General features: G+C 37.6%; 12 protein-coding genes. 6 read left to right on the plus strand and 6 right to left on the minus strand.

Annotation, left to right across the window (positions count from 1 at the left end):
- The 3 genes from IQ236_RS23570 to IQ236_RS23580 form a co-directional block, all read left to right on the plus strand.
- The coding region (locus IQ236_RS23570; RefSeq protein ID WP_193871545.1) for a hypothetical protein at positions 1–2,834 on the plus strand (2,834 nt) is incomplete at its 5' end.
- An 88-nt stretch (positions 2,835–2,922) separates the two neighbouring features.
- Positions 2,923–5,682, plus strand: a complete 2,760-nt coding sequence (locus IQ236_RS23575; protein ID WP_193871546.1) for a zinc-dependent metalloprotease — start codon at positions 2,923–2,925, stop codon at positions 5,680–5,682.
- A gap of 24 nt (positions 5,683–5,706) precedes the next feature.
- A complete protein-coding gene (locus IQ236_RS23580) occupies positions 5,707–8,424 on the plus strand; it encodes a glycosyltransferase 61 family protein (protein ID WP_193871547.1) in 2,718 nt (905 codons plus the stop codon).
- Positions 8,425–8,451: 27 nt separating this feature from the next.
- Here IQ236_RS23580 and IQ236_RS23585 read toward each other — a convergent pair whose 3' ends face one another.
- A complete protein-coding gene (locus IQ236_RS23585) occupies positions 8,452–9,924 on the minus strand; it encodes an MBOAT family O-acyltransferase (protein WP_193871548.1) in 1,473 nt (490 codons plus the stop codon).
- Between the two features lie 300 nt (positions 9,925–10,224).
- Here IQ236_RS23585 and pdhA point away from each other — a divergent pair, with 300 nt between their 5' ends.
- Positions 10,225–11,256, plus strand: coding sequence for a pyruvate dehydrogenase (acetyl-transferring) E1 component subunit alpha (pdhA, locus tag IQ236_RS23590; RefSeq protein WP_190520290.1), 1,032 nt, complete (start codon positions 10,225–10,227; stop codon positions 11,254–11,256).
- A gap of 217 nt (positions 11,257–11,473) precedes the next feature.
- Here pdhA and IQ236_RS23595 read toward each other — a convergent pair whose 3' ends face one another.
- From IQ236_RS23595 to IQ236_RS23605, 3 genes are all read right to left on the minus strand, one after another.
- Positions 11,474–11,974 (minus strand): hypothetical protein, encoded by a 501-nt coding sequence (locus IQ236_RS23595; RefSeq protein WP_193871549.1) that lies wholly within the window; start codon positions 11,972–11,974, stop codon positions 11,474–11,476.
- 393 nt (positions 11,975–12,367) lie between these two features.
- On the minus strand, positions 12,368–12,886 hold the full coding sequence (locus tag IQ236_RS23600) for an ARC6/PARC6 family protein (RefSeq protein ID WP_193871550.1): 519 nt from the start codon (positions 12,884–12,886) through the stop codon (positions 12,368–12,370).
- A 146-nt stretch (positions 12,887–13,032) separates the two neighbouring features.
- On the minus strand, positions 13,033–14,385 hold the full coding sequence (locus IQ236_RS23605; RefSeq protein WP_193871551.1) for an adenylate/guanylate cyclase domain-containing protein: 1,353 nt from the start codon (positions 14,383–14,385) through the stop codon (positions 13,033–13,035).
- A 90-nt stretch (positions 14,386–14,475) separates the two neighbouring features.
- Between IQ236_RS23605 and IQ236_RS23610 the strand changes: the two genes are divergently transcribed.
- Both IQ236_RS23610 and IQ236_RS23615 read left to right on the plus strand, forming a co-directional pair.
- Positions 14,476–15,843, plus strand: a complete 1,368-nt coding sequence (locus IQ236_RS23610) for a 16S rRNA (cytosine(967)-C(5))-methyltransferase (RefSeq protein WP_193871552.1) — start codon at positions 14,476–14,478, stop codon at positions 15,841–15,843.
- Positions 15,844–15,881: 38 nt separating this feature from the next.
- Positions 15,882–18,644, plus strand: coding sequence for a CBS domain-containing protein (locus tag IQ236_RS23615; RefSeq protein ID WP_193871553.1), 2,763 nt, complete (start codon positions 15,882–15,884; stop codon positions 18,642–18,644).
- A gap of 6 nt (positions 18,645–18,650) precedes the next feature.
- Here the strand turns inward: IQ236_RS23615 and IQ236_RS23620 are convergent, their stop codons facing one another.
- Both IQ236_RS23620 and IQ236_RS23625 read right to left on the minus strand, forming a co-directional pair.
- Complete coding sequence (locus tag IQ236_RS23620; protein ID WP_193871554.1) at positions 18,651–20,660, minus strand: PP2C family protein-serine/threonine phosphatase; 2,010 nt, start codon at positions 20,658–20,660, stop codon at positions 18,651–18,653.
- Positions 20,661–20,694: 34 nt separating this feature from the next.
- Positions 20,695–23,174: WD40 repeat domain-containing protein (locus IQ236_RS23625; protein WP_193871555.1), on the minus strand; the 2,480-nt coding region annotated here is incomplete at its 5' end.

Here is a 23,174-nt window from a genome sequence, read left to right on the forward strand (position 1 = left end):
AGATAATAGATACTCCTTCGGTGAAACCCGAAACCCAATACCCGAAACCCGCGATTGAAGTTTCGACGGAAAGTTTGGCACGACAGGGTTATCCTGATGCGATCGCTAGTTATCTCAGCGAGATTTTAGGCGGGTTGGGAGTTGGGGTCAAGGTTACGATTCGGGAAAGAGCGGCTAAGGTCAAAAAAACCGATAAACAACAAGACCTAGAGGAAACAACAACATCGGCGAGACGGCTGTGGGTGTTGTGTGAATCGGCTTATAGTCCTGATCCGTCCTTACTCGCTCAACCCATTGCTCAACGGTTACGACAGTTACACCTAGAAGGATTTCGGGATGCGTGTATTTTGTTGCAAGTCCAGGGGGAATCAACTCCCGACTGGATGTTACGAATTGACTTAACCCCACCGGACAAAATTCTCAAACAGTGGGGACGTTGGGGAGATGAACAAGCGATCGCCCGTTTGCTTAACGATACATTTAGTCAGTTTGAAATAGAAGTCCGAACCACCTTAAAAGAATCAACACTCCATTTATTCTGCCACTGCACAACCAAAACCCGCAAACGTCAAGTTCCTGATAAACAAACGGTCATGGAGATCGTAGCCCCCCTATTAGATCTATTAGCACCCCAAGGGATTTGTGCGGCAACGGTCTATGGTTTAGAAACCACTGCAACCCACCCTAAACCAGGGACTCCCATCTGGATTGATTGGCTTAATTTACCCGCCGCCCACCATTCCGACCTACAACCCACCGCCTTAACCTTAGCTGAACAAGCCAATCTGTCCGCCTTACGCTTCATTCTGACTCGTTTAACTAATCCCGATTTAGAATTAAAACTGGCCACCGGAGGAATTCGCGTCCTGTTATTACAAAAAGGAGAACTACTCCACGTGATGACCGAAGCCGCTACCTGTCCGTCTCAGTCCCAGATTGCTCCGGTTATTGCTCAATTTTTACGCACCCATCGCATTAGTGGCATTGCGGGAGTCCGAATTTATGGCCGTCGTTCGGGACAGAAACTGCCCTTATGGCGCTATGGGGTTTATTTGAAAACCACTCAACCGGATACAACTCCTGCGACTTTACCGGATTTTATCACCCCGACAGACGAAGCTGAAACCCTGGTACAACAACCGGGAAGCTTAGTTCTGCGTCCTGATTTAAACCTCCATACCCTTGAGACAGATACTCCCAAACCCCAAAACCCGATCTATCCCAATTGGCGAGAAATTATAGGCCAAGGGTTAGTAGCGACCCGTATGTTCGTGCCACGGGAAGCGATGATGGTTTCCCTGCAAGATCTCAGAACCCGCCGATATCAAAAAATTGCCTTAGCCTTAGTTTGGGGAACCTTGGGAGGGTTGTTAGTGGTACAACTGGATGGAATATTAGGAGAAGGATTAGCACAAATTCCGGTCAATGAGGGGAGCAACAGTGGAATAACCGTTTCTAATCAAAGTAATTTAGCGGAAAAAACACCAGAAGTTGTTATTGCCTCCAATCTTCCTCGAAATCAGAATAATTCCAAAGAAAATGGTGTATTTAATGCCAGTGATTTTATTTCATCGACCTTAAAAACAAAAAAGTGTAGTTTATCTGATCAAAAATTAGGGTTAGAAGCGTGTCAGTTAGCTCAATTTCTTTATCCAACGTTTAAAAGCCCCCAATTAGATGAGCAATTAGCGCGATATCAACATTTTATTTTGACGGAAAAACGACCGCCTGATATTCTAGTAATTGGAAGTTCCAGAGCATTACGGGGCATTGATCCGGGGGTTTTAGAACAAGAGTTACGATCACAAGGTTATGGAGAGTTAAAAGTTTATAACTTTGGGGTGAATGGAGCCACCTTACAGGTCGTTGATTTGATTGTTCGTCAGATTTTGCCGCCTGAACAATTGCCGAGGTTGATTATCCTAGCCGATGGGGTTCGTGCTCTCAATAGTGGTCGAGTAGATCGGACGTATGAAACGATCTCAACTTCGGAAGGCTATGAACAAATTGCTCAAGGAACATTTCAAATCCAGTCTCAAGTTGAGGAGGAAAAACCTTTTAGTCAAAATTGGCAATATAATTTAGGGGATTTCGCTCAAAAAATTCGTCAAGGAGAATTAAGTTTTGAGCAGTTTCAAACGAGTTTAAATCAACAGTTTGTTGGAGGTTCAAAAACATATCTACAACGCGATCGCCTGAAATTTCTGTTACAGTCTGTGATTAAGGGACAAGCCTTTCAACCCCAGGTTAAATCCCCGGTTGATGAAGCGGAACCTTCAAATGCTCAAGACTTAGAAACCTCAGAGTTTCAAGCCAATGGATTTTTACCACTATCTATTGAATTTAGTCCTGAAGTTTATTATCAAACTCATTCTCAAGTTTCAGGCTATTATGATGGAGATTATCAAGGGTTTGAATTAGAGGGAAAACAAACCACTGCTTTAAAAAATCTGATTGAATATGTGCAATCTAAAAATTCTGATATCGTGTTTGTTAATATGCCACTGACACAAGATTATCTTGATTCGATTCGCACAGCTTATGAGGAAAAATTCCAAGATCTGATGAAATCCATCAGTGAAGAAACAGGACTAATTTTTATTGATTTATCCAGAGAATGGTTACAAACTTATCACTATTTTTCTGATCCCAGTCACTTAAATCAATATGGTGCAGTTGCTGTTTCTCAAAAATTAGTTGAACTTCAACAAATTTCTTGGCCGAAACCAGTAGAGACGCGCCATGGCGCGTCTCTACATGGTACGTCTGTACAAGTAATCAGTCATCAGTCTTTAATTTGTAACGCCAATTCACCTCTATTAACTGATAACTGAGTACGGGCGGGGGAACCCCGCCCCTACTGATAACTGTATAGGGTTAAAGAACATGAAAACCAGATTGCCAAAAGGGATAGCGCGGATAATGACCAAATTTAGAAAGGCAAAACGTTTTGTTTTGTTGGGCTTGATGTCATTTTTAATCATAACAGTAGGATTGTCTCAAGTTAATGCTCAAGAGGTTTCTCTCTCGGATTTAAAAGACTATTTAGTGGCTCAACAAGTGACCCAACAACCCTTTGATCAAGTGATTCAAGGAAGTGAAAAATTAGAAGGGTTATTTACAATTTATCAGAATAAAGAATCGGGTAAAGTTTATCTTGAATTAAAACCTGAACAGTTGAATCAAAATTTTCTATCTTTTGCTACATTAGAATCAGGGATTGGAGAAGAAGGAATTGTAAGCGGAACAAATCTTAGGGATCTCCTGTTCCAATTCCGGTCTGTAGAGAATAAAATTCAAGTGGTTGTTCCTAATATTAATTTTCGGACTGAAGAAAATGATCCCCAAACTCGTTCAATCAATCGTTCTTTTAGTGAATCGGTTTTACAAACTCTGCCCATTTTAAGTATTCATCCTGAACGAAAAACAATATTAATAGAAATCCGTGATTTATTCAATAGTCAAAGTGATTTACCTGGATTGATGATTGAATTTTCAGAATTTTTAAAGAATCAGTATGCAATTGATCCCAGTAAGTCTTATATTTCTCAAATCCAATCCTTTCCTGAAAATCTGGAAATCGAGTCTATATTTGGATTTTCTATGGGGCAATATGGGACTGTACAATCAATTCCTTCTTTACCCGATAATCGTACCTTTAATTTAAAAGTTCGTTATAGTTTGTTAGCTGTTCCTGTTAATAATAGTTATCGTCCTCGGTTAGCGGATGAACGAGTGGGATATTTTACAACAACCTATAAAGATTTATCTGGGCGCACCGATAGATCTTCAATTGTTCGTTATATTAATCGCTGGAATTTACAAAAACAAGACCCAACTGCGCCACTTTCTCCTCCGATTAAACCCATTACTTTTTGGATAGAAAATACCGTTCCTTTAGAATATCGAGAGGGAATTCGAGAGGGAATTTTATTTTGGAATAAAGCCTTTGAACAAGCCGGATTTATAAATGCGATTCTAGTCGAACAAATGCCTGATAATGCTTCCTGGAATCCAGCAGATGTGCGTTATAATACGATTCGTTGGTCTACCTCCTTTAAGTCTTCCTTTAATGGTTATGGCCCCTCCCATACTAACCCGTTTACCGGGGAAATTTTAGATGCAGATATTATTATCGAAAGCAGTGCCCTTAGAAGTTTACAAGAGGGGGCTGTGTCTGTCTTTTTAGGTTCAAATTCTGCTATGATGTTTGAGGGAGATGAGGATAATAATTCATCATTGGTAACTGCTAATCAACCTTGCCCAATTGGATTATATGCCTATTCGATGGCAAAGAAATCTCAAGCTGAAAAAAATCATCAATCTCCTGCTAATATTGCCGAAGAATTTTGTTTTCGCAGTGCTTCTAATGAACAATTAACGATTGGTACAACAGCTTTATCCCTGTTAGAAAATATTGGGCCTAATAGCCCCCAAATGGAAGCTTATATTCAGCAATATTTACGTCTTTTAATCTCCCATGAAGTCGGGCATACGTTGGGATTAAGACATAATTTTCAAGGCAGTACCCTCCTATCTCCAGAGGAATTAAATAATCCTGAAATTACTCAAACGAAAGGATTAGTGAGTTCAGTTATGGATTATATTCCAGTCAATTTAGCGCCTCAAGGAACACCCCAGGGAGATTATTTTCCTACCCAAATAGGGCCTTATGATCAATGGGCAATTGAATATGGTTATAAACCTATTAGCAGCACAACACCGGAAGGAGAATGGCAAGCATTACAAGACATTGCTAAACGTGCAACTCAACGGGAATTAGCCTATGCAACCGATGAAGATTTCTGGGGGGTTTTTCTTGACCCGGCTACCAATACCAGAGATTTAAGTAATGATATGTTGAAATATTCTCAATGGCAATTAGATAATTCCGTTGAGATGTGGAAACGGTTAGAAAATTATACTCCTCGTGATGGAGAAGGCTATGATAAAATGCGGAAAATGTTCGATACAATTTTTGATTATTATTCCACTCAAGCGATTAATTTAACCCTTTATATTGGCGGACAATCCTTTAATCGAACCCGAGGAGGAGAAGGATATCATCGTTTACCTTTTGAACCCATTTCAATTGAAAAACAACGGGATGCTTTAAAACTTTTGCAAACCTATGTTTTTACCGATAAAATCTTTAAGTTTTCTCCCAATCTCTTAAATCAGTTAGCCCCTGCACGGTGGTCAGATTGGGCAAATCCTGATCAAAATAGTTACTTAGATTATCCCATTACTCGCCGAATTAGTTGGTTTCAGCGTTATATTTTACACGAATTATTTGCTTCAACTCGGCTCTTCCGGCTGCGAGATTTAGAATTAAAAACAACAGCCAATAATGCTTTAAGTTTACCCGAATTATTTGAAACAGTTCAAAATGGAATTTGGTCAGAAATTATAGCGAATAATGGCAATATTGAGATTTCGAGTATTCGGCGTTCTTTACAACGGGAACATCTGGAAATTTTGAGTGAGATGGTGTTACGAAAAATTACCGTTCCTGAAGATGCGGAAACCTTGGCTTGGTATCAACTTAAACAGTTAAATCAACAGTTAGAAACAACATTAAAGCGACAAAAGGATAAAATGGATGCTTATACCTTAGCACATTTAGAACAAACTCATGATCGGATTCAAAAAATATTAGAAGCTGAAGTACAATCAAATTAACATTACCCAGAAAAAAGTTAATCAATGTCAGAAAATCCAGACTCAACGGAAAGCTTTGTCCCTTCCCCAATTGTGGGAGGGGAAGAGGAGTTATTATGTTCTATGAATTCCCTGCAAGCGCAAGGAAATCGTTTTTTGAACAAACAACAGTTTTTAGAAGCCATCTCAATTTATGAACAGTGTATTTTAGAGTTTCCTGATGTTATTTCTAACTATTGGTATTTAGGATTATCTTGGTTATTACACGGAGATTCCTTTCAAGCTCAAACAATTTGGTTTTCGGCTTTTACTCAATTTAATTTAGATTTAGAAGCCCCTGAAATTACTGAATTTGTTAATTTTTTAAAAGGTCACGCAGAAAATTATTTATCCTCTCAATATCCTCAATTTTCACAACAGATTTATGAGGCCATTTTAGACTGGTGTGAGACAGATATTGAAATTTATGATGATTTAGGTCAAGCCCTTGCACTTCAAGGCGATTTAGAAACAGCAATTGAGGTTTGGCAAAGAGGAATTGAATTGCAACCGAATCACTGTTCTGCTTATCTTAATCAAGCGATTCTTTATCAAAAATTAGAACAATTTGAGCAGGCGATTCAATGTTATCAAGAAGTGATTCAGCGTTCCCCAGATTATTTAAGTTTTTATCAATTAGGGCTTTGTTTTACTCAAATTCAAGAATGGGAATCGGCAATTGATGCGTTTAAAAAGTCAATTCAACTTCAACCCAATTATGCACCTGCTTATAGTGATTTAGGAATTAATTTAATTATCAAAGGATTATTAGAATCAGGAATTAATGCTCTTAAACAAGCACTGGAACAACAGCCTCAATTTTATCAGGCTTTAATTCAAAAAATTCCAAACGAAACTCTATTGACTCCTAATATTAATCCCCTTGCTATTCAACTTTTAAAATTATTATATTTACCTTCGCAAGAACAGATAGATTTATACCTTTGTCTAGGTAAGATTTTATCGGATTTTGATCCCAAATCAGCATTAATTTTGCTTAAAAAAGCACAAGAGATTGCTCCTAATAATTTTGAAGTTTATTTAACTTATGGGAATATATTTTATGATCAGAAACAGGATTATGTAGAAGCACTTCAGTGTTATTGGGCTGCAAATTTGTCAGGTTCTTTATCTGTTTTCAAAACCAAAACTGTTACTGATAGTAAAATTGATCTGAACAAGAATAAAGCAGATTATAACTTAGCTCTGGGAAAATGCTGGTTAAAATTAGAACAGTTTCAAAAGGCAATAACCTATTTGAAAGAAGCAATTGATTTTAATCCTAATCTGATTGAAGCTTATTATAATTTAGCTCAAGCTTTATTTAATATTGGAGAAATTCAAGAAGCAATTTACTATTTAAAACAGAGTTTAAAAGAACATTCAGAATCTGCTTTATATTTAGGATATTTTGGATTTTTATTGGTTTATAATTATCAAACAGAAGACGGTCTATTTTATTTTAAAAAAGCTTTAGAAAAAGAATCCTCAATGACAGTTTTAGTTGATAGTTTACTGAACCATTTATTTCAGACTGGAAAACTGAACCCTAATCTGAATCTTTCCGAAGTTCAAGCTGTTAACCCACCCACTCAGTTTGATGAATTAACCAAAGATTGGCTCAAGCTTAATTCTTTAAATCAACTTAATTATCAACAAATTTATTCTGAAATGGTTGTTGATTTAAAACCCCCTAAATCTCTTGATCATTCGATTCATTTTAGTTTTAGATTTGGTCAAAAGATTCAACTTCCTTCTGCTTTTGTGGTTCAATTATTACAAGGAAGGTTTTGGTTAAGTTCTGATCAAACTCAATCGGCAATTTTGACAACTGAACAGCATTTTTTAGGCGATCTTTCCCCTGAATTTCCTTTATTAAGTCCAGGTCATCCTGAAAAACATCCTAGACATCACTCCATTTTATCGGTTCAAAAATTACCTCCTATTCATCAGATTCAAGGAACTGTCGCTGTTCTAGCAGGACTTTCAAATTCTGTTTATTTTCACTGGATGTTAGATGTGTTACCGCGAATTGAATTATTGAGAAAAAGCAATATTAATCTGGATAATATTGATTATTTTATTGTAGATAATCGTTGTCATTTTCAGCAGGAAACTTTAGAGTTATTAGGAATTCCCGAAAATCAACAAATCAATATTCATAACCTTCATCATGTTCAAGCCACAGAGTTAATTGTCCCTTCTTTTCCCGGTTGTGTCGCTTGGATGCCAAAATGGACGTGCGATTTCTTAAAACAACAATTTTTGATTCCAGATTTGATTTCAAATTTACCTAATTTTAAGCGAATTTATATTACTCGAAATTCCGCTAAAAGCCGTCGAGTTTTGAATGAGGATGAGTTATTAACTATTTTAAAACCCTTCGGAGTTGAATCTGTCCAATTAGAATCAATGTCCGTTGTTGAACAAGCGGCTTTATTTTCTCAAGCTGAACTGATTATTGCACCTCATGGGAGTGGTTTAACGAATTTAGTATTTTGTCAACCGGGAACGAAAGTGATTGAATTATTTTCGCCGAATTATGTTTATCATTGCTATTGGTGGATTAGTAATTTAGTAGAATTAGATTACTATTATTATATTGGCGAAACCTTACCGGGATACTATCTGCATCGTTTCACCTATCCTCGAAATTTTTCTGAAGATATTTGGATTGATATTCAGCCATTTTTGACTTTACTTAAAACAGTAGAAATCAGTTAAAATCTTTCCTATTGCTTTTTATAACTATTAAAAATCAAAATAAATGTAAGGTAAACCCCCTTCAGGTGCTAATAGCCAAACTGCGAAAAAGCTAAGGGGAACTAAGCCTAATTTAACTGTCCAATTTAACTCTAATTTTAACCCTCGGTTTAAGAACGTTGTGAAAGCCATTAATCCAAAAACAGAAGCTAATACAATGACAAGATTATGTCGTTCTAAACCTAAAGCTTCAACATAAACTTTATGAGCAAACTGTACATCAGCCGTATGACCCCATAAATGATGAATGACCCATCCAGAATCTTGTAAATTGGGAATTCTAAAGAAAATCCAAGCGGTAAATACCATTAATTGAGTGATTAACCAAGCGATGAAAACACCGGGTAAACTCTTCCAAATCCAGGTGATTGATAATTTCGTAAATATTGCATCTGTGAGGCGATGAATTACTAACGCTAAACCATGTAATCCTCCCCAAACAACAAATCCCCAAGCTGCACCATGCCAAATTCCAGCGATTAACATAACGATGATTAAATTCAGACAAGTGCGAAATAATCCTACCCTAGAACCGCCTAAAGGAAAATATAAATAATTCCGTAACCAATCTCCTAATGTTATATGCCAACGTCGCCAAAAATCAGCAATACTGGTAGTAAAATAAGGGGCATCAAAGTTAATCGGTAAACTCAATCCTAAGAGTAATGCTGTACCTCTGGCTAAATCAACATAACCGCTAAAATCAAGATATAATTGTAATCCATAAGCAAAGGTGGCTAACCACAAATCTCCACTTCCGGCTCGTTGTAAATTACTAAAACTGAGATCGACTAAAATCCCTAAATTATCAGCTAACAACCCTTTCTTCATGGCACCTCTAGCCAGTAACCATAGCCCATCAGCAATTTGTTCAGGAACCGGAAATTTTAGGGTTCTAAATTGAGTATTGAGATGATGATAACGAGTAATTGGCCCTGAAATTAATTTAGCAAAAAATAGTTTATAAGCGGCAAATTCCAGGAGAGAAGTAGATGCGGGTGCGCCTCGATAAACATCAACTAAATAAGCGATGAGTTCAAAGCAGAAAAAACTTAACCCTAAAGGAGCCATGACATATTGATCAATCCAATTCCCGGTATTAATAATCACAGGAAGATTCCACGCGGTTCCTACAATATTGAAAATAAAAGGTAAATATTTAAACCCAACTAAAATTAAAACATTAATGATAATGCCTAGGGTTAATAAGAAAGAGCGACGACGATTCCAAGAAATGTGAGGAATTTCCCATTCTTGGGGTTCTACAATGGTTAAGGCTAAACCAAAATTAAATACTGTCCATAGCAACAGTAAAGGAATATATTGAATTTGTAATGTACTGTAAAAAATTAGACTCGCTATTAATAGGATAAAAAGTCGCCAAAACTTCCAAGGAAAAATCCAATAAAATATTAATAGAATTAATAAAAATAGTGCGTAGAGAACAGATATAAATGTCATGAATGGTTGGCTGTTAGCGATTGACTGTGGGTGAGCAAGAGAAAGCGTACCACCACGCCTTCCCCCAGAGGGGTTTCATGTTTTAAAAGTATAGCAGAAAAAAAGAATTTAGCATTGTTTTTTGACAAAAAAATTGCTATCCTGATAGGTAGTGATATCGCCCTCGCTTTTGATTTTATTAAATAGCGATGCGCCAGCAAGCACGGCTAGTCCCAGCCCTCTTTTTTTAGTCTTTTTAACTTGAAGATGAAACACCCCTGGTAAAATATAAATTCAAATTGGTCAAGGTGATTGGAAACAATGGTACAGGAACGCACGTTACCGACGTTTAAGGCGGATGCAACGGCTGTAACCCGTGATGAAGGGTTAATGCTGTATGAGGATATGGTTTTGGGGCGGTTATTTGAAGATAAATGCGCTGAGATGTATTATCGGGGCAAAATGTTCGGTTTTGTCCACCTGTACAACGGTCAAGAAGCCGTTGCGACGGGGATGATCCGCGCCGGTCGCCGAAATGAAGATTATGTTTGTAGTACCTATCGGGATCACGTTCATGCGTTGAGTGCTGGGGTTCCCCCTCGTCAAGTCATGGCGGAATTATTTGGCAAGGCTACAGGCTGTTCTAAGGGTCGGGGTGGCTCGATGCACTTATTCTCCTCTGAACATAATTTATTAGGGGGGTTTGCCTTTGTCGCTGAAGGAATTCCGGTGGCTATGGGGGCTGCTTTTCAAAGTAAATACCGTCGGGAAGCCATGAATGATCCCAATGCGGATCAAGTAACGATGTGTTTCTTTGGGGATGGTGCTTGTAATAACGGTCAATTCTTTGAATGTTTGAATATGGCAACATTATGGAAATTGCCAATTATTTATGTGGTCGAAAATAATAAATGGGCGATCGGGATGGCCCATGAGCGGGCAACTTCTGACCCCGAAATCTACAAAAAAGGCCCTGCGTTTGGAATGCCGGGTTATGAAGTCGATGGGATGGATGTTTTGGCGGTTCGAGAAGTGGCTAAAAAGGCCGTTGCTCGCGCTCGTGCTGGGGAAGGCCCAACCTTAGTGGAAGCGTTAACCTATCGTTTCCGGGGGCATTCTTTGGCTGATCCTGATGAATTAAGGGATAAAGATGAGAAGGAATTTTGGTTTGCTCGTGATCCGATTAAAAAATTTGCGGCTCATTTAACGGAATACAATTTAGCAACCCAGGAGGAATTAAAAGCAATTGATCAACAAGTTCAAGCGACTATTGATGATGCAGTTGAATTTGCCCAAAGTAGCCCTGAACCTGATCCCCAAGATCTGTGCCGTTATATTTATGCCGATGATTAATAAACTGTAAATCACCGAAAACAGAAACCGGGTTTCTTAACAGGAATTTTGTTGTTTTTACCGAAATAACAATGAGAAACCCGGTTTTTTCACGAGAGATTTAATGTCCTTCTTTCCAAGCCATTCCTCCGGGTAAGTCGATTAAGGTTTGATCAACTCCTCGAATGATATTAAATTTGTTTTGGACGAGATTGCTTACCCTTTGCCTTGAAAAAAATTACTCTGTATCCCCAGCAATTACAGGAAGTTCATTAACTACTTCAGTAGGTCTAGATCTAAAGAAAGCGATTTGTCGTTGATTTCGTTCATCAATCAATTTTGCTAAATTATGATTAGTCGTTCTTAAAAGTTGAATATAATCAGATTCTTTTGTTTCGCTTCTAGCTCCTAATTCTATCATTGATAGATTCAAATCATTCTCAAATTCTTCAAACTTATTAGAAAAACTAGCTGCCCATTCATAACCTTCAGCAGGCTTTAAAATTGAGTTAAAAGTTCCTAACACTGTCAGTAAAATTCCCATATATAAAACAACATTTTCGGAAAACATTTTTGTGCCAATAACAGCTGTTAAAAATGCTGACAATACAGGAATAGAATATTGCATAATCAGGAAAATCACACAACTCCAATAAGTATCTTGACGATGATAATGAATTGTTTTTTTTATATCTCGATAAATTTGCGAATAACTAGAGATTTGTTGACCGCTAGGCATAATTTAATCTCCTTTTTGATGGATAATCAAAAGCTTTAGAAGACTTGATTTTATGATCATCTCCCAAAATAACTTTTCTTTATGGTATCATAGGAATTAGAAATACCTATAAGACTTATATTTTCTTAACTTAATTTTTTCTTGTCTATGAAGTAAATATTTTTTTAGGAAAATATAAAAACAAATGCTGAGAACTATAATACCGATTTTAATCAATATTTTACTTGAGTAAAATCAATTTTATATTTGTAAAATTATTGATAATTCGTTCGGCTTCTTATTCCTCAATAATTATTAACGCTTCATCATAGCGTTGTTCTTCAATGCAGGTTCTTAAATTAATCAGTTCTTGTACCATAATTCATGAATAGCGATCGCTATTTTCAGGAGTGTTTAATTCAAAACTTGAGAGTTTGCTATTTTCCAAATTCCATCCCAATTTTCTAAATTATAACGCACTAATTTTGTATTAAAGCTACTTTCAAGAATTTGACCCCTTTTGTATAAGGTTGTATCCTCAGTTACTTTAACTTCTATGGTCGCTTTATTTCCTGATGCTGCAAACCGTTCAACGGATTCAACTTTCTGGACTCCATATTGATAGAAAGCATCGTTATTCCTTAAAAAATCAATCGCTTTTAAGGTATCGTTATATAACGTCCCTGTGGTTAATTGGCTAACAAGCTGAAGGTCAAAGGGAGGAGCAAAAATCCTCGATTTGGCATTTAACCATTCTGTGATTAGATCGGCGGCTTGTCCAATGCTAATTGATGCAGTATTTTGGGCTATTTCATTTACCATTGGTGAGTCTTGTAAACCCAAAAGTTCATTTTCTGTTAGGGTTTTAGCTTGAACAATCTGACCCATACTCAAGGACAGGATTAGAGTTAAAGATAATAGGGTTGCTTTCATAGATTTTAGTCCATTCTATTCTAACCAGATTAATAGTCTTAATTCTGATTGTCTCTAAGAATAACCACAACCGTCAAGACCTGTTTTTCGGAAATTCTAATCCTAATCCTGAGTGTCTGATCTTGATAGGTTTATAGATTCAAGGGTTAATGAATGCTAACCTGAACCCCTTGAGTCTGTTTTCCCTTTAATAAATAGGTGGTCATTTCTCCTTTTCCTTTCACCTCAATTAATCCTCGTTTTTCAAATGAATATCTGTGTTTTAAGGCTAAATAGGTTGCTTCTGTGACTTGAATTTCATCAGCAAGGCCATGGGATTCCATCCGACTCGCAATATTAACGGTATCACCCCATAAATCATAAATAAATTTCTTAATTCCAATCACTCCCGCAACAACTGGGCCTGTCGCAATTCCAATTCTAATATGAAAGTTGTGTTGAGTTTTAACATTAAATTCTTTCAGGGTTCGTTGCATATCTAAAGCCATATCTGCGATCGCTTCTGCATAATCATCATGGGGAATGGGTAAACCGGAAACCACCATATAAGAATCCCCGATAGTTTTAATTTTTTCTAACCCATGTAATTCAGCTAAATGATCAAATTCCGAAAAGATTTGATTGAGTAAATTAACTAATTCAGCCGGATTAAACTGTCCTGAAAGTTCCGTAAAACCCACAATATCGCCAAATAAAACCCCTGCATCGGTAAAACTATCCGCAATGGTACTGGGTTGTAGTTTTAGCCGCTGGGCAATGGAATGGGGTAAAATATTTAAGAGTAAACTTTCGGAGCGTTCCTGTTCTTCTTTAACTTGATCATAAGCTTTTTCTAAGGCTTGACGAGACTTAAATTCCGAACGAGCTAACCGATCATATAAATACACTGAAAGATTGCAAATTAAACAAATCCAAAATAGATAAAGAAATAAGAAATTAGCCGTCATCCAATCGGCGGGAAGAACAACTTTTAAATTAAATAAAATTTGACTTCCTTGATAATAGATAAAAACCCCTAATTGAGAAATTAAATGTAATGGCCAATAAACGGGAATTAATGTAGCTTGAGAAAAAAACATTAACGGCCATTCAATAATAGAAGCACGGGCCATTCCCCCTAAAGTTTCTCGAATTTGAGGGGTAATTGTTACCAGCCAAGAAAATAAAAGAAACATCCGTCCCGGATATTTAATTCCGAGGGGAGTTCGCAGAATGACTAAACCGAGAATTAAACCCGACTCAACGATAACTTGTGTAGCTAACCAAGAGGGATGAAAATAATCCCGATTGAAGAAAAAATTGTTAACTTCTGAGATAGTAAAGGTAAAATAGGAAATCAGAGCTAAGGTAAAGCCTAAACTCAAACGTTGGTGGATAAAATGCTTTCGCCAATCGTCATAAGTTTGAGCTTTAGTTGGAGCTAAATTTGAAGAAAATTTCTTGAGGTTGGTTTGAATAAATGCACCAATTTCTGATAGTCTTGAGTCAGTTGTAGTCATGGTTTATTTGGGGTTTCAGCTATGAGTTCAATACAATCTATCTGGGATAAATTATTGTCCAATTAAGTTGAATTGAGTGTTAAAATAACTGTGAATAATAATCCGCGCCAAGTTGCATTTTTAGCTCTCCGAGACATTAACCGACGGGGTGGGCTGGCTGATGTGGTTTTAGATCAATGGCTTCGTCAATCTGATTTATCGGATATTAACCGACGCTTAACCACCGAATTAGTCTATGGCTGTGTTCGTAGAAGGCGATCGCTCGATACCTTAATCGATTACTTAGCTTCTAAAAAATCCCATCAACAGCACCCGGATATTCGTACTATACTACATCTTGGTTTTTATCAAATTTGCTATCTCAATCAGATTCCCAATTCGGCTGCGGTAGATACCAGTGTGGAATTAGTTAAACAAAATGGCTTAACGCACTTTAGCGGTTTTGTGAATGGGATATTAAGACATTATATTCGAGAACAGGAAAATTGTCTTTTAGAAACACCTGATTCTATTTTTACCTGTTTTGAGTTACCCCAAAATCCCATCGAAAAATTAGGAATTCTCTATAGTTTTCCTGACTGGCTGATTCAATTTTGGTTAGATACTTTAGGATTAGAAGAAACAGAACAGCTTTGTCATTGGTTTAATCAATCTCCTACAATTGATTTAAGAATTAATCCCTTAAAAACAACCTTAGAAATAGTAGAATCTGAATTTCAAGAAAGGGGAATTTCTGTTAATCGAATTTCTGGACTTCCTCTAGGATTAAGATTAACGGGAAGTATAGGCTCAATTCAAAATTTACCGGGTTATGATCAAGGGTGGTGGTCAATTCAAGATAGTAGTGCTCAATGGGTAAGTTATTTATTAGATCCGCAACCTGGAGAAGTGATTATTGATGCTTGTGCCGCACCGGGCGGAAAAACAACTCATATTGCTGAATTAATGCAAGATCAAGGTAAGATTTTAGCCTTTGATTCGATTAAATCTCGATTAAAAAAAGTTCAGCAAAATTTAACCCGATTACAACTGAATTCTATTTATCCTCAACAGGGAGATATTCGGGAGTTAAAAGGTTATTTTGAGGTTGCGGATCGGCTATTATTAGATGCACCTTGTTCGGGTTTAGGAACGTTACATCGGCGGGCTGATGGACGCTGGCGACATGATCCTAAAAATATTCAAGAGTTGTCTCAACTGCAAGCCGAACTATTAGAAATTACCCAAACCTGGGTTAAACCGGGAGGCTGTTTAGTTTATTCTACTTGTACTCTTCATCCCCAAGAAAATGAAACCTTAATTCAAACCTTTTTAAGTCAACATTCTAACTGGAAAATTCTACCGCCTCCTGGGAATTTTATCCTTTCTCCTGAACCGGAAGGCTGGATTAAAATCTGGCCCCATAGACAGAATATGGATGGATTTTTTATGGTAAAATTAATGAAAGAGTTAATTTAATTAACAGGCAAGATGCCTGTTCCACATATTTTAATTTTATGCACTTAATTTTATGCCATACAACTGTTGATTTTGATGCCTTGGGTGCGGCGGTGGGACTGACTCGAATTTACCCCGGAAGTCGAATAGTATTGTCCGGGGGAAGTCATCCGGCGGTCAGAGATTTTTTAGCGTTTTATCGAGATGAATTTCCATTAATTGAACGTCGATCTGTTAATCCCAATAAAATTCATTCAATTACTGTGGTTGATACCCAAAGTTGCGATCGCTTGGGAAAAAGTGCAGAATGGTTTAAATTAGCCCATTTATCAACCATTAGAATTTATGATCATCATCCCGATATAAAATCCGATATTCCCGCTACAGAAACCTATATTGAAGCCGTAGGTGCCACCACAACTTTAATTGTTGAACAATTACAAATCTTCGCTCAAAATTCTGCTCAACCGTTGGTTTTAAACACAGCAGAAGCAACGGTGATGGCGTTAGGAATTCATTTAGATACAGGATCTTTAACCTTCCCCCATTCCACTGCGAGAGATGCCATGGCGTTAGCGTGGTTAATGCAGCAAGGTGCTAGTTTACCTGTGATTTCAGAATATGTAGAACCGGGTTTACCGCCTAAATTACAAGATTTATTAACCTTGGCATTAGACCAGCTAAAAAAATCAACCATTCGAGGATATACCGTTGCTTGGGTATTATTAAAAACCGATGAATATGTACCCGGTTTATCGAGTGTTGCGTCGGAATTAATCGATTTAACGGAAAGCGATGCCTTACTCTTAGCACATCAATATGGGAAAGGAGAAGGGGATCGATTAAGTATTATTGGACGGTCTCGAATTGAAAAAACAAATCTCAATGAACTGTTTAAACCTTATGGCGGTGGCGGACATACCCGTGCGGCTTCAGTTAGCTTAAAAGAAGGTAATTTTTCCCAAATTTTAAATCAATTAGTTGAACAATTAAAAGCACAAATTCCTCACCCGCCAACAGCAAAAGAATTAATGTCTTCTCCGGTGAGAACTATCCGTCCTGACACGTCTGTTGAAGAAACCCATCGAATTTTATTACGCTATGGTCATTCGGGTCTATCAGTTGTTGACGAACAAGATCAATTAGTGGGAATTATTTCCCGTCGAGATTTAGATATTGCCTTACATCATGGCTTTAGTCATGCACCCGTTAAGGGATATATGACCCCGCAATTAAAAACCATTACCCCCGATACAACCTTACCCGAAATCGAATATTTAATGGTAACGTATGATATTGGACGGTTGCCTGTTTTAGATCAAGGAAATTTAGTCGGAATTGTTACCCGAACCGATGTTTTAAGGTTACTTCATCAACAACAACGTCCGCAAAAATCCCCCTTAAAAGGGTGTATTCCGGGGGTGAGTTGTTCCACCTTAGATGAATTATTACAAGAACGATTAGCAACGCCACTATTAACCTTATTAAATCGCCTTTCTTTTTTAGCTCAGAAACGGGGATGGCAAGTTTATTTAGTTGGAGGTGCGGTTCGAGATTTACTCTTAGCAGAACCAGAAAAAACAGTAATATTAAGTGATATTGATATTGTCGTCGATGGATGTTATGGAAATACGAATGCTGATGGAGATCCTTTATCTTCTGTTTCCACGGCTTGGGAATTAGCGACGGATTTACAAAAACATTATCCTGCGGCGCGATTAGACGTTCATGGACAATTTCAAACGGCTGCTTTATTATGGCATAATGATCCGATTTTAGATTCTCTTTGGATTGATATTGCCACTGCTAGAACCGAATTTTATCCCTATCCGGCGGCAAATCCAGAGGTAGAAGCGAGTTCAATTCGTCAAGATTTATATCGAAGAGATTTCACCATTAATGCCTTAGCTTTGCGGTTAACGCCTCCCCTGGTTGGAGAATTGTTAGACTTTTTTGGGGGAGTTTTAGATTTAGAACAACGAAAAATTAGAGTTTTACACTCTAATAGTTTTATTGAAGATCCGACTCGAATTTATCGTGCGGTGCGATTTGCGGTGCGTTTAGGGTTTGAAATTGAAACTCAAACTAAAGAATATATTCGTTATGCGATTGGTAGTGGAATTTATGAAAAACAACGGGAAGAAAGTAATAAATCTTTTGATCAAAATCGTCGAGTTCCGGCGTTAGAAACCCGTTTAAAAAGTGAGTTAAGATATATTTTACAGTCTCCCTATTGGAAGCGATCTTTGCAACTTTTAGGAGAGTTAAAAGCTTTACGATGTATTCATCCTAAGTTAGAGTTGACACCGCAGTTATGGCGACAAGTTCGGTCTGTGGATCGCTGTTTACAACGGTTTGATCCACAACGAACCTTAACCCATTGGGAAGTGCGCTTAGAAGTATTAATTGCCTATTTATCACCTCAATATCGAGAAAAAGTAGCTCAAACTCTTCAATTACAGATTGAAAGTATTGAACGGTTAAAAACTTTAGAATCGGCTAAAGATCAAATTCTGGAAACCTTTTCTCAAGCCGAAAAAAATAGTCAGGTTTTCTGGTTATTTAAACCTTATAGTTTACCCATGTTAATTTTAATCGCCATTCACTCAGATCGACAAATTAGACGACGCATTTGGAACTATTTAACACAATTACGAGAGATTAAACCTGCTTTAAATGGGAATGATTTAAAATCAATGGGATATAAACCAGGCCGTCAATTTAAACAAATGTTAGATGACTTATTAACAATGACATTAGATGGGGAAGTATGCGATCGCGCGTCTGCGGAAGCCTTTTTACAACAGAATTATCCGTTATAAATCTAGCTATTTCTGCTTCAGAACGATTAAGGTAATATCATCATAAACTTTATGTTTTCCAATGTGCGATCGCACGTCATTAATCACCGCTTTGCGAATTTCTGAGGCGGTTAAATGCCAATTTTGTTTGACAATTTCACACAGTTTTTCTAAGGAATAAAATTTCCCTTGATGATTTTCAGCTTCCGTAATTCCATCGGTATATAAAACAACACCATCCCCTGAATTTAATTTAATATTGATAGAACCAATAAAATCAGTAATATCGGCTTCTAAACCGATGGGAAATCCTAAATCCATTGTATCAATTCTTTCGATAATGGCATGAGATTCAGCCTCCGGTTGTCGTTGCGATCGCACAACAATCATTTCCTCATGTTGACCACAAATGCTGAGGAATCCATTATAATAATCAATTAAAGAAAAGGTTAAATTTTTATCCGATTTCATCCGTTGAACATTATCATAAATCACACGATTTAAGGTATTTAAAAACTGAATCGGATCAGTTTCATCGTTAGCAATTAACGTTCTAACTGCCGTTTGTACCATTAACATTAAAACCCCCGATTCTAACCCATGTCCGGTAACATCTCCAATCCCAATTTTAACCATACCATTATTATATAAAACATCATAATAATCTCCCCCCACTTCGTCTGCTGGTTCCATATAACCCGCAATATCTAAATGGACAATTTCTGATAATTCTCGTTCATTGGGTAAAATCATTTTTTGCAGTTGACGAGTCACTTGTAATTCAGCACTCATGCGAATATTTTCTGAGGTTAACTGTTGATTAAGAGAAGTAATTTCCTGATTGGCTTTCACTAAAGCCACAGCCAGATTATTAAAGGATTGAGCTACATCTGCTAATTCATCTTGATTATCCAGATGTAGAGTTTCATTCATTTCCCCCGCAATCATTTTTTGAGACGCAATACTCAAACTATTGACCGTTTGCATCACGGATTGGTAAAATCCAATAAATAAATAAATCACGATTAATAAGGTGATTAAAACCAAGATCGATAAAAAGATTTGTCGATCCATAAAACCCTGAATCCGAAGCTGTAATAAAAAATCTAATTCATCAATGGTCAGATCCCACAATTTCAAACTTTCTTCTATATTCAATTCAGCATTTTGGGCATACTGTTGTATATGAGTCGTATCTCCGGTTCTGATCATATTACTCAGTCCATTATTCAAAGTTTGAATATTATCGGTGAGTAAATTTAATTTGTCTCCCAATTTTGGTTGCAGATTTCCCGCCGGATTATGATTAAAAGAAACCTCTAGGGAACGCTTCAGCTTTTCATTATAATTATTTAACAATCCTGAAAGAGTTGTAATTGTCCAATATTCTTTTTGAGTTAACTCTTGTTGATTTCGTTGACTAATATCTTGGCTGATTAATAAAATATCAACTAAAATTTTATGAATTTCAGGCAATTTTAATAGCGTAGTATCCATTAAATAATAAGTATCTAAATCAGGATCAAGAATTAAATTCGATTGATCTCCCACTTGAAATCGAAGTTGATTAATTTGTTCTAAAATCAGAGAAGAATAGACTTTTTGAGTTTGTAAACTCCACAGTTTTTGATTTTCTTCTAAGGTGCGCCAACTTTCTTTAAATTGTTTAAATAAATCTGTTGTTAATAATTGATTGCCAATTTTACTATCAAGGTTTTCTAAAATTTCAATCTGGTCTGTAATCTCCCTTTTCAGTTGTTGTAATTGAGATTGGTCTTCTCGGCTAAAATTCGGGTTAGCCATTAATAATTGAGCTTGATAGATTTTGGGATAGAGTTGACGCAGAGGACGAAGATAGAGAGTCCCTAACTGTTCCTGAGTTGCAAAATCAATCCGAGTCTGGACTTCAGAAATTAACAGATACATCATCAAACTCAAAGGAATGATAAAAATGCAGCTAATCAGGACAAATTTTTGAGGGTATTTAAGTTGATTAATCACAGAAATAGCGGGTTTAAAACAATCAATGATTTTCATAATTAAAAATGATTATTATTAAAATAAAGCTTTTTTAGTCACATAAGCTTCGATCACTTTCTTCAACTTCAGGAGAAGTTTTTAGATAGTCTTTCACCCAATTACAAGCATATTGTAATTCGTTGAGGCCACGAATTTTTTTTAAATCCCATAAGATCACAGTGCTATCATCTCCTCCTGAAATCACGGCATTTTGATCCGCCGTAAAATCTACACTATCAACAATCCCTTGATGTCCGGGTAAAGTTATGATTAATTCCCCGGCTAAATTCCATAACTTAACCGTATTATCAATGCCTCCAGTCGCCAGAAATTGTCCATCGCCACTAAAGGCCACTCGCGTTAATCCTCGACTTTGGCCCGGAATAGTGGCGACTGGAGTTCCATCCCGGTTCCAGAGTCGCAGGGTATCGTCCAGACTCACCGATGCGATCAAATTTCCCAGAGGACTGATCGCTACACCCCAAACAGCCCCTTCATGTCCTTTTAAGGTGGTAACGGCTTTTCCCTCCGATGTCCATAACTTCACCGTTCCATCTTCACTTGCAGAAGCCAGAATCTGACCATCAGGACTAAAGGCCAGTTTCCAAATTCTTTCCGTATGAGCATCCACACTATGCAACAATTTCCCTTGAAGATCCCAAAATTTCAGGGTGTGATCATCCCCTCCAGAAACAACCCTTTTGCCATCGGGACTAAACACCGTTGAAATCACAGTGGCTTGATGGCCTTTAAAAGTTCTCAATCGTTTTAGGGTCGGGGGGTCACTGTCCTGAATTTCATACAGCTTAACCTCTGGTGTCCCGCCTCCAGCAATCTTACGACTATCGGGACTAAAAGACGCACCCCGCATCATTTCACGCACAACCTGAATTAAGGTTCCATCCCGATACCAAAATCGCAGAGTCTCATCTGCGGTTGAAAGAAGCCAACGATTATTGGGACTGGCCTGCACATCCCAAACGGTATCTTGATGTCCATGAAGAGGCTTTAATAAATAAAGATTGCGTTGCCAGAGTTTGACGATACCATCATCACTGGCAGAAGCTGCCATCAACCCATCGCCACTGAGGGCCACATCTCGAATTACCGCTTGATGTTTTCTCAAGGTACGAATAAAAGTCCCGTCGGATTTCCACAGTTGAACCACATTATCCTTACCACTGGTAACAATATATTGACCGTTTTCGCTACAATCTACCCCCAGAAGCACATTATTTCCCACAAGAGTTTTAATTAAGGTGCCATCAAAATTCCACAGTTTAGCGGTGTAATCAGAACTTACGGAGACAAACAGATTAGTCTGGGGACAAAAGGCCACATCCCAAACGGTTCCTTGATGACCCGTGAGGGTATGGAGTAATTTTCCGGTTCGACTCCACAGTTGCAGGGTTCCATCCCATCCCGTACTCACCAGGGTTTGACCATCCTGATTAAACGCCACATTCCAAACGGCCTGCTGGTTAGTTTTGAAGGTGTGCAGGAGTTGGAAGGAATTGACCGACCACAACTTAACCGTCCCATCGCCACTGGCTGAAGCAATCACATCCCCCTGACGACTGAAAGCAATGCCCCAAACGGGTGCTGAATGGGCTTTAATTTGTCTGATGAGGGTTCCATCTAATTGCCAGAGGTTCACCTGGCCGTTTAAAGTGGCGGCGACCACTAGATTGCTATCGGGACTGAAAGCCACCCGATGTACAGTGGCGTCATTTTTTAAGGTTTTCAGTAAAGTTCCATCTCGTTTCCACAGTTTGACGGTTTTATCGTTACTTCCGGTGGCAATCAGTTGACCATCAAAACTAATATCAACGGTTAATACCCCGCCGCGATGTCCAATTAAACGGTTAAATTCATTCGTACCATAGACCACTTGTCTCAAAGATTGTTCAACTTTAGCAGTAAATAGAGGATCAACTTTTGGAGTTTTTTTGAGATATTTTTTGGCTTTAATTCCATCGATTAAAGCATCTAATTGATGATCGGAAGCAAATTTTCCTTCCGCAGAAGAAAGTAAAGCTTTAATTTCATTCAATCTCGCTATTTTTTCGTTATTACTAGCCCTATTAAATTGAATTAAAACCACAACTGCTAAGAGAGTAACGGTGATTAACCCCAAACTAACAACACTGAGTAAAACCCGTTGTAGTTTAGCAGTTTTGCGTTCCTCAGCTATTTTGGCTTCAACTGCTTTTGCCCGTTGTGCTTCTAAAGTTTTTTGTGTTTCTTGTCGATCTAAAGCTTCACTTTTGCTTAAAAATTGATAATCTAAATCGCTTAAACTTTTATCTTTTGCCCAATTTTGAGCCTCAATCAAAGCTTGTCCCCGTAACAAACGAGAATCATCTTGTTTTTGTTGGGCAACCCAGGCTTCTAGGGATTGGGAATAGGGGCGTAGGCTGCTGAATTGTTGATTCACCCACTCTAAATTAAAGATCAGTTTATAAAGGGGATTTTTAACCTTTAAAAATCCATTTTCAGGAATGACTAAACCGGATAAAAGTAGTTCAATTT

Source organism: Planktothrix mougeotii LEGE 06226, assembly GCF_015207485.1.
GTDB lineage: Bacteria > Cyanobacteriota > Cyanobacteriia > Cyanobacteriales > Microcoleaceae > Planktothrix.

Excerpts from the sequence above, each read along its gene's own strand:
- IQ236_RS23575 (WP_193871546.1), top strand. The coding sequence starts at position 2,923 with ATGACCAAATTTAGAAAGGCAAAACGTTTTGTTTTGTTGGGCTTGATG.
- IQ236_RS23580 (WP_193871547.1), top strand. The coding sequence starts at position 5,707 with ATGTCAGAAAATCCAGACTCAACGGAAAGCTTTGTCCCTTCCCCAATT.
- IQ236_RS23585 (WP_193871548.1), bottom strand. The coding sequence starts at position 9,924 with ATGACATTTATATCTGTTCTCTACGCACTATTTTTATTAATTCTATTA.
- pdhA (WP_190520290.1), top strand. The coding sequence starts at position 10,225 with ATGGTACAGGAACGCACGTTACCGACGTTTAAGGCGGATGCAACGGCT.
- IQ236_RS23595 (WP_193871549.1), bottom strand. The coding sequence starts at position 11,974 with ATGCCTAGCGGTCAACAAATCTCTAGTTATTCGCAAATTTATCGAGAT.
- IQ236_RS23600 (WP_193871550.1), bottom strand. The coding sequence starts at position 12,886 with ATGAAAGCAACCCTATTATCTTTAACTCTAATCCTGTCCTTGAGTATG.
- IQ236_RS23605 (WP_193871551.1), bottom strand. The coding sequence starts at position 14,385 with ATGACTACAACTGACTCAAGACTATCAGAAATTGGTGCATTTATTCAA.
- IQ236_RS23615 (WP_193871553.1), top strand. The coding sequence starts at position 15,882 with ATGCACTTAATTTTATGCCATACAACTGTTGATTTTGATGCCTTGGGT.
- IQ236_RS23620 (WP_193871554.1), bottom strand. The coding sequence starts at position 20,660 with ATGAAAATCATTGATTGTTTTAAACCCGCTATTTCTGTGATTAATCAA.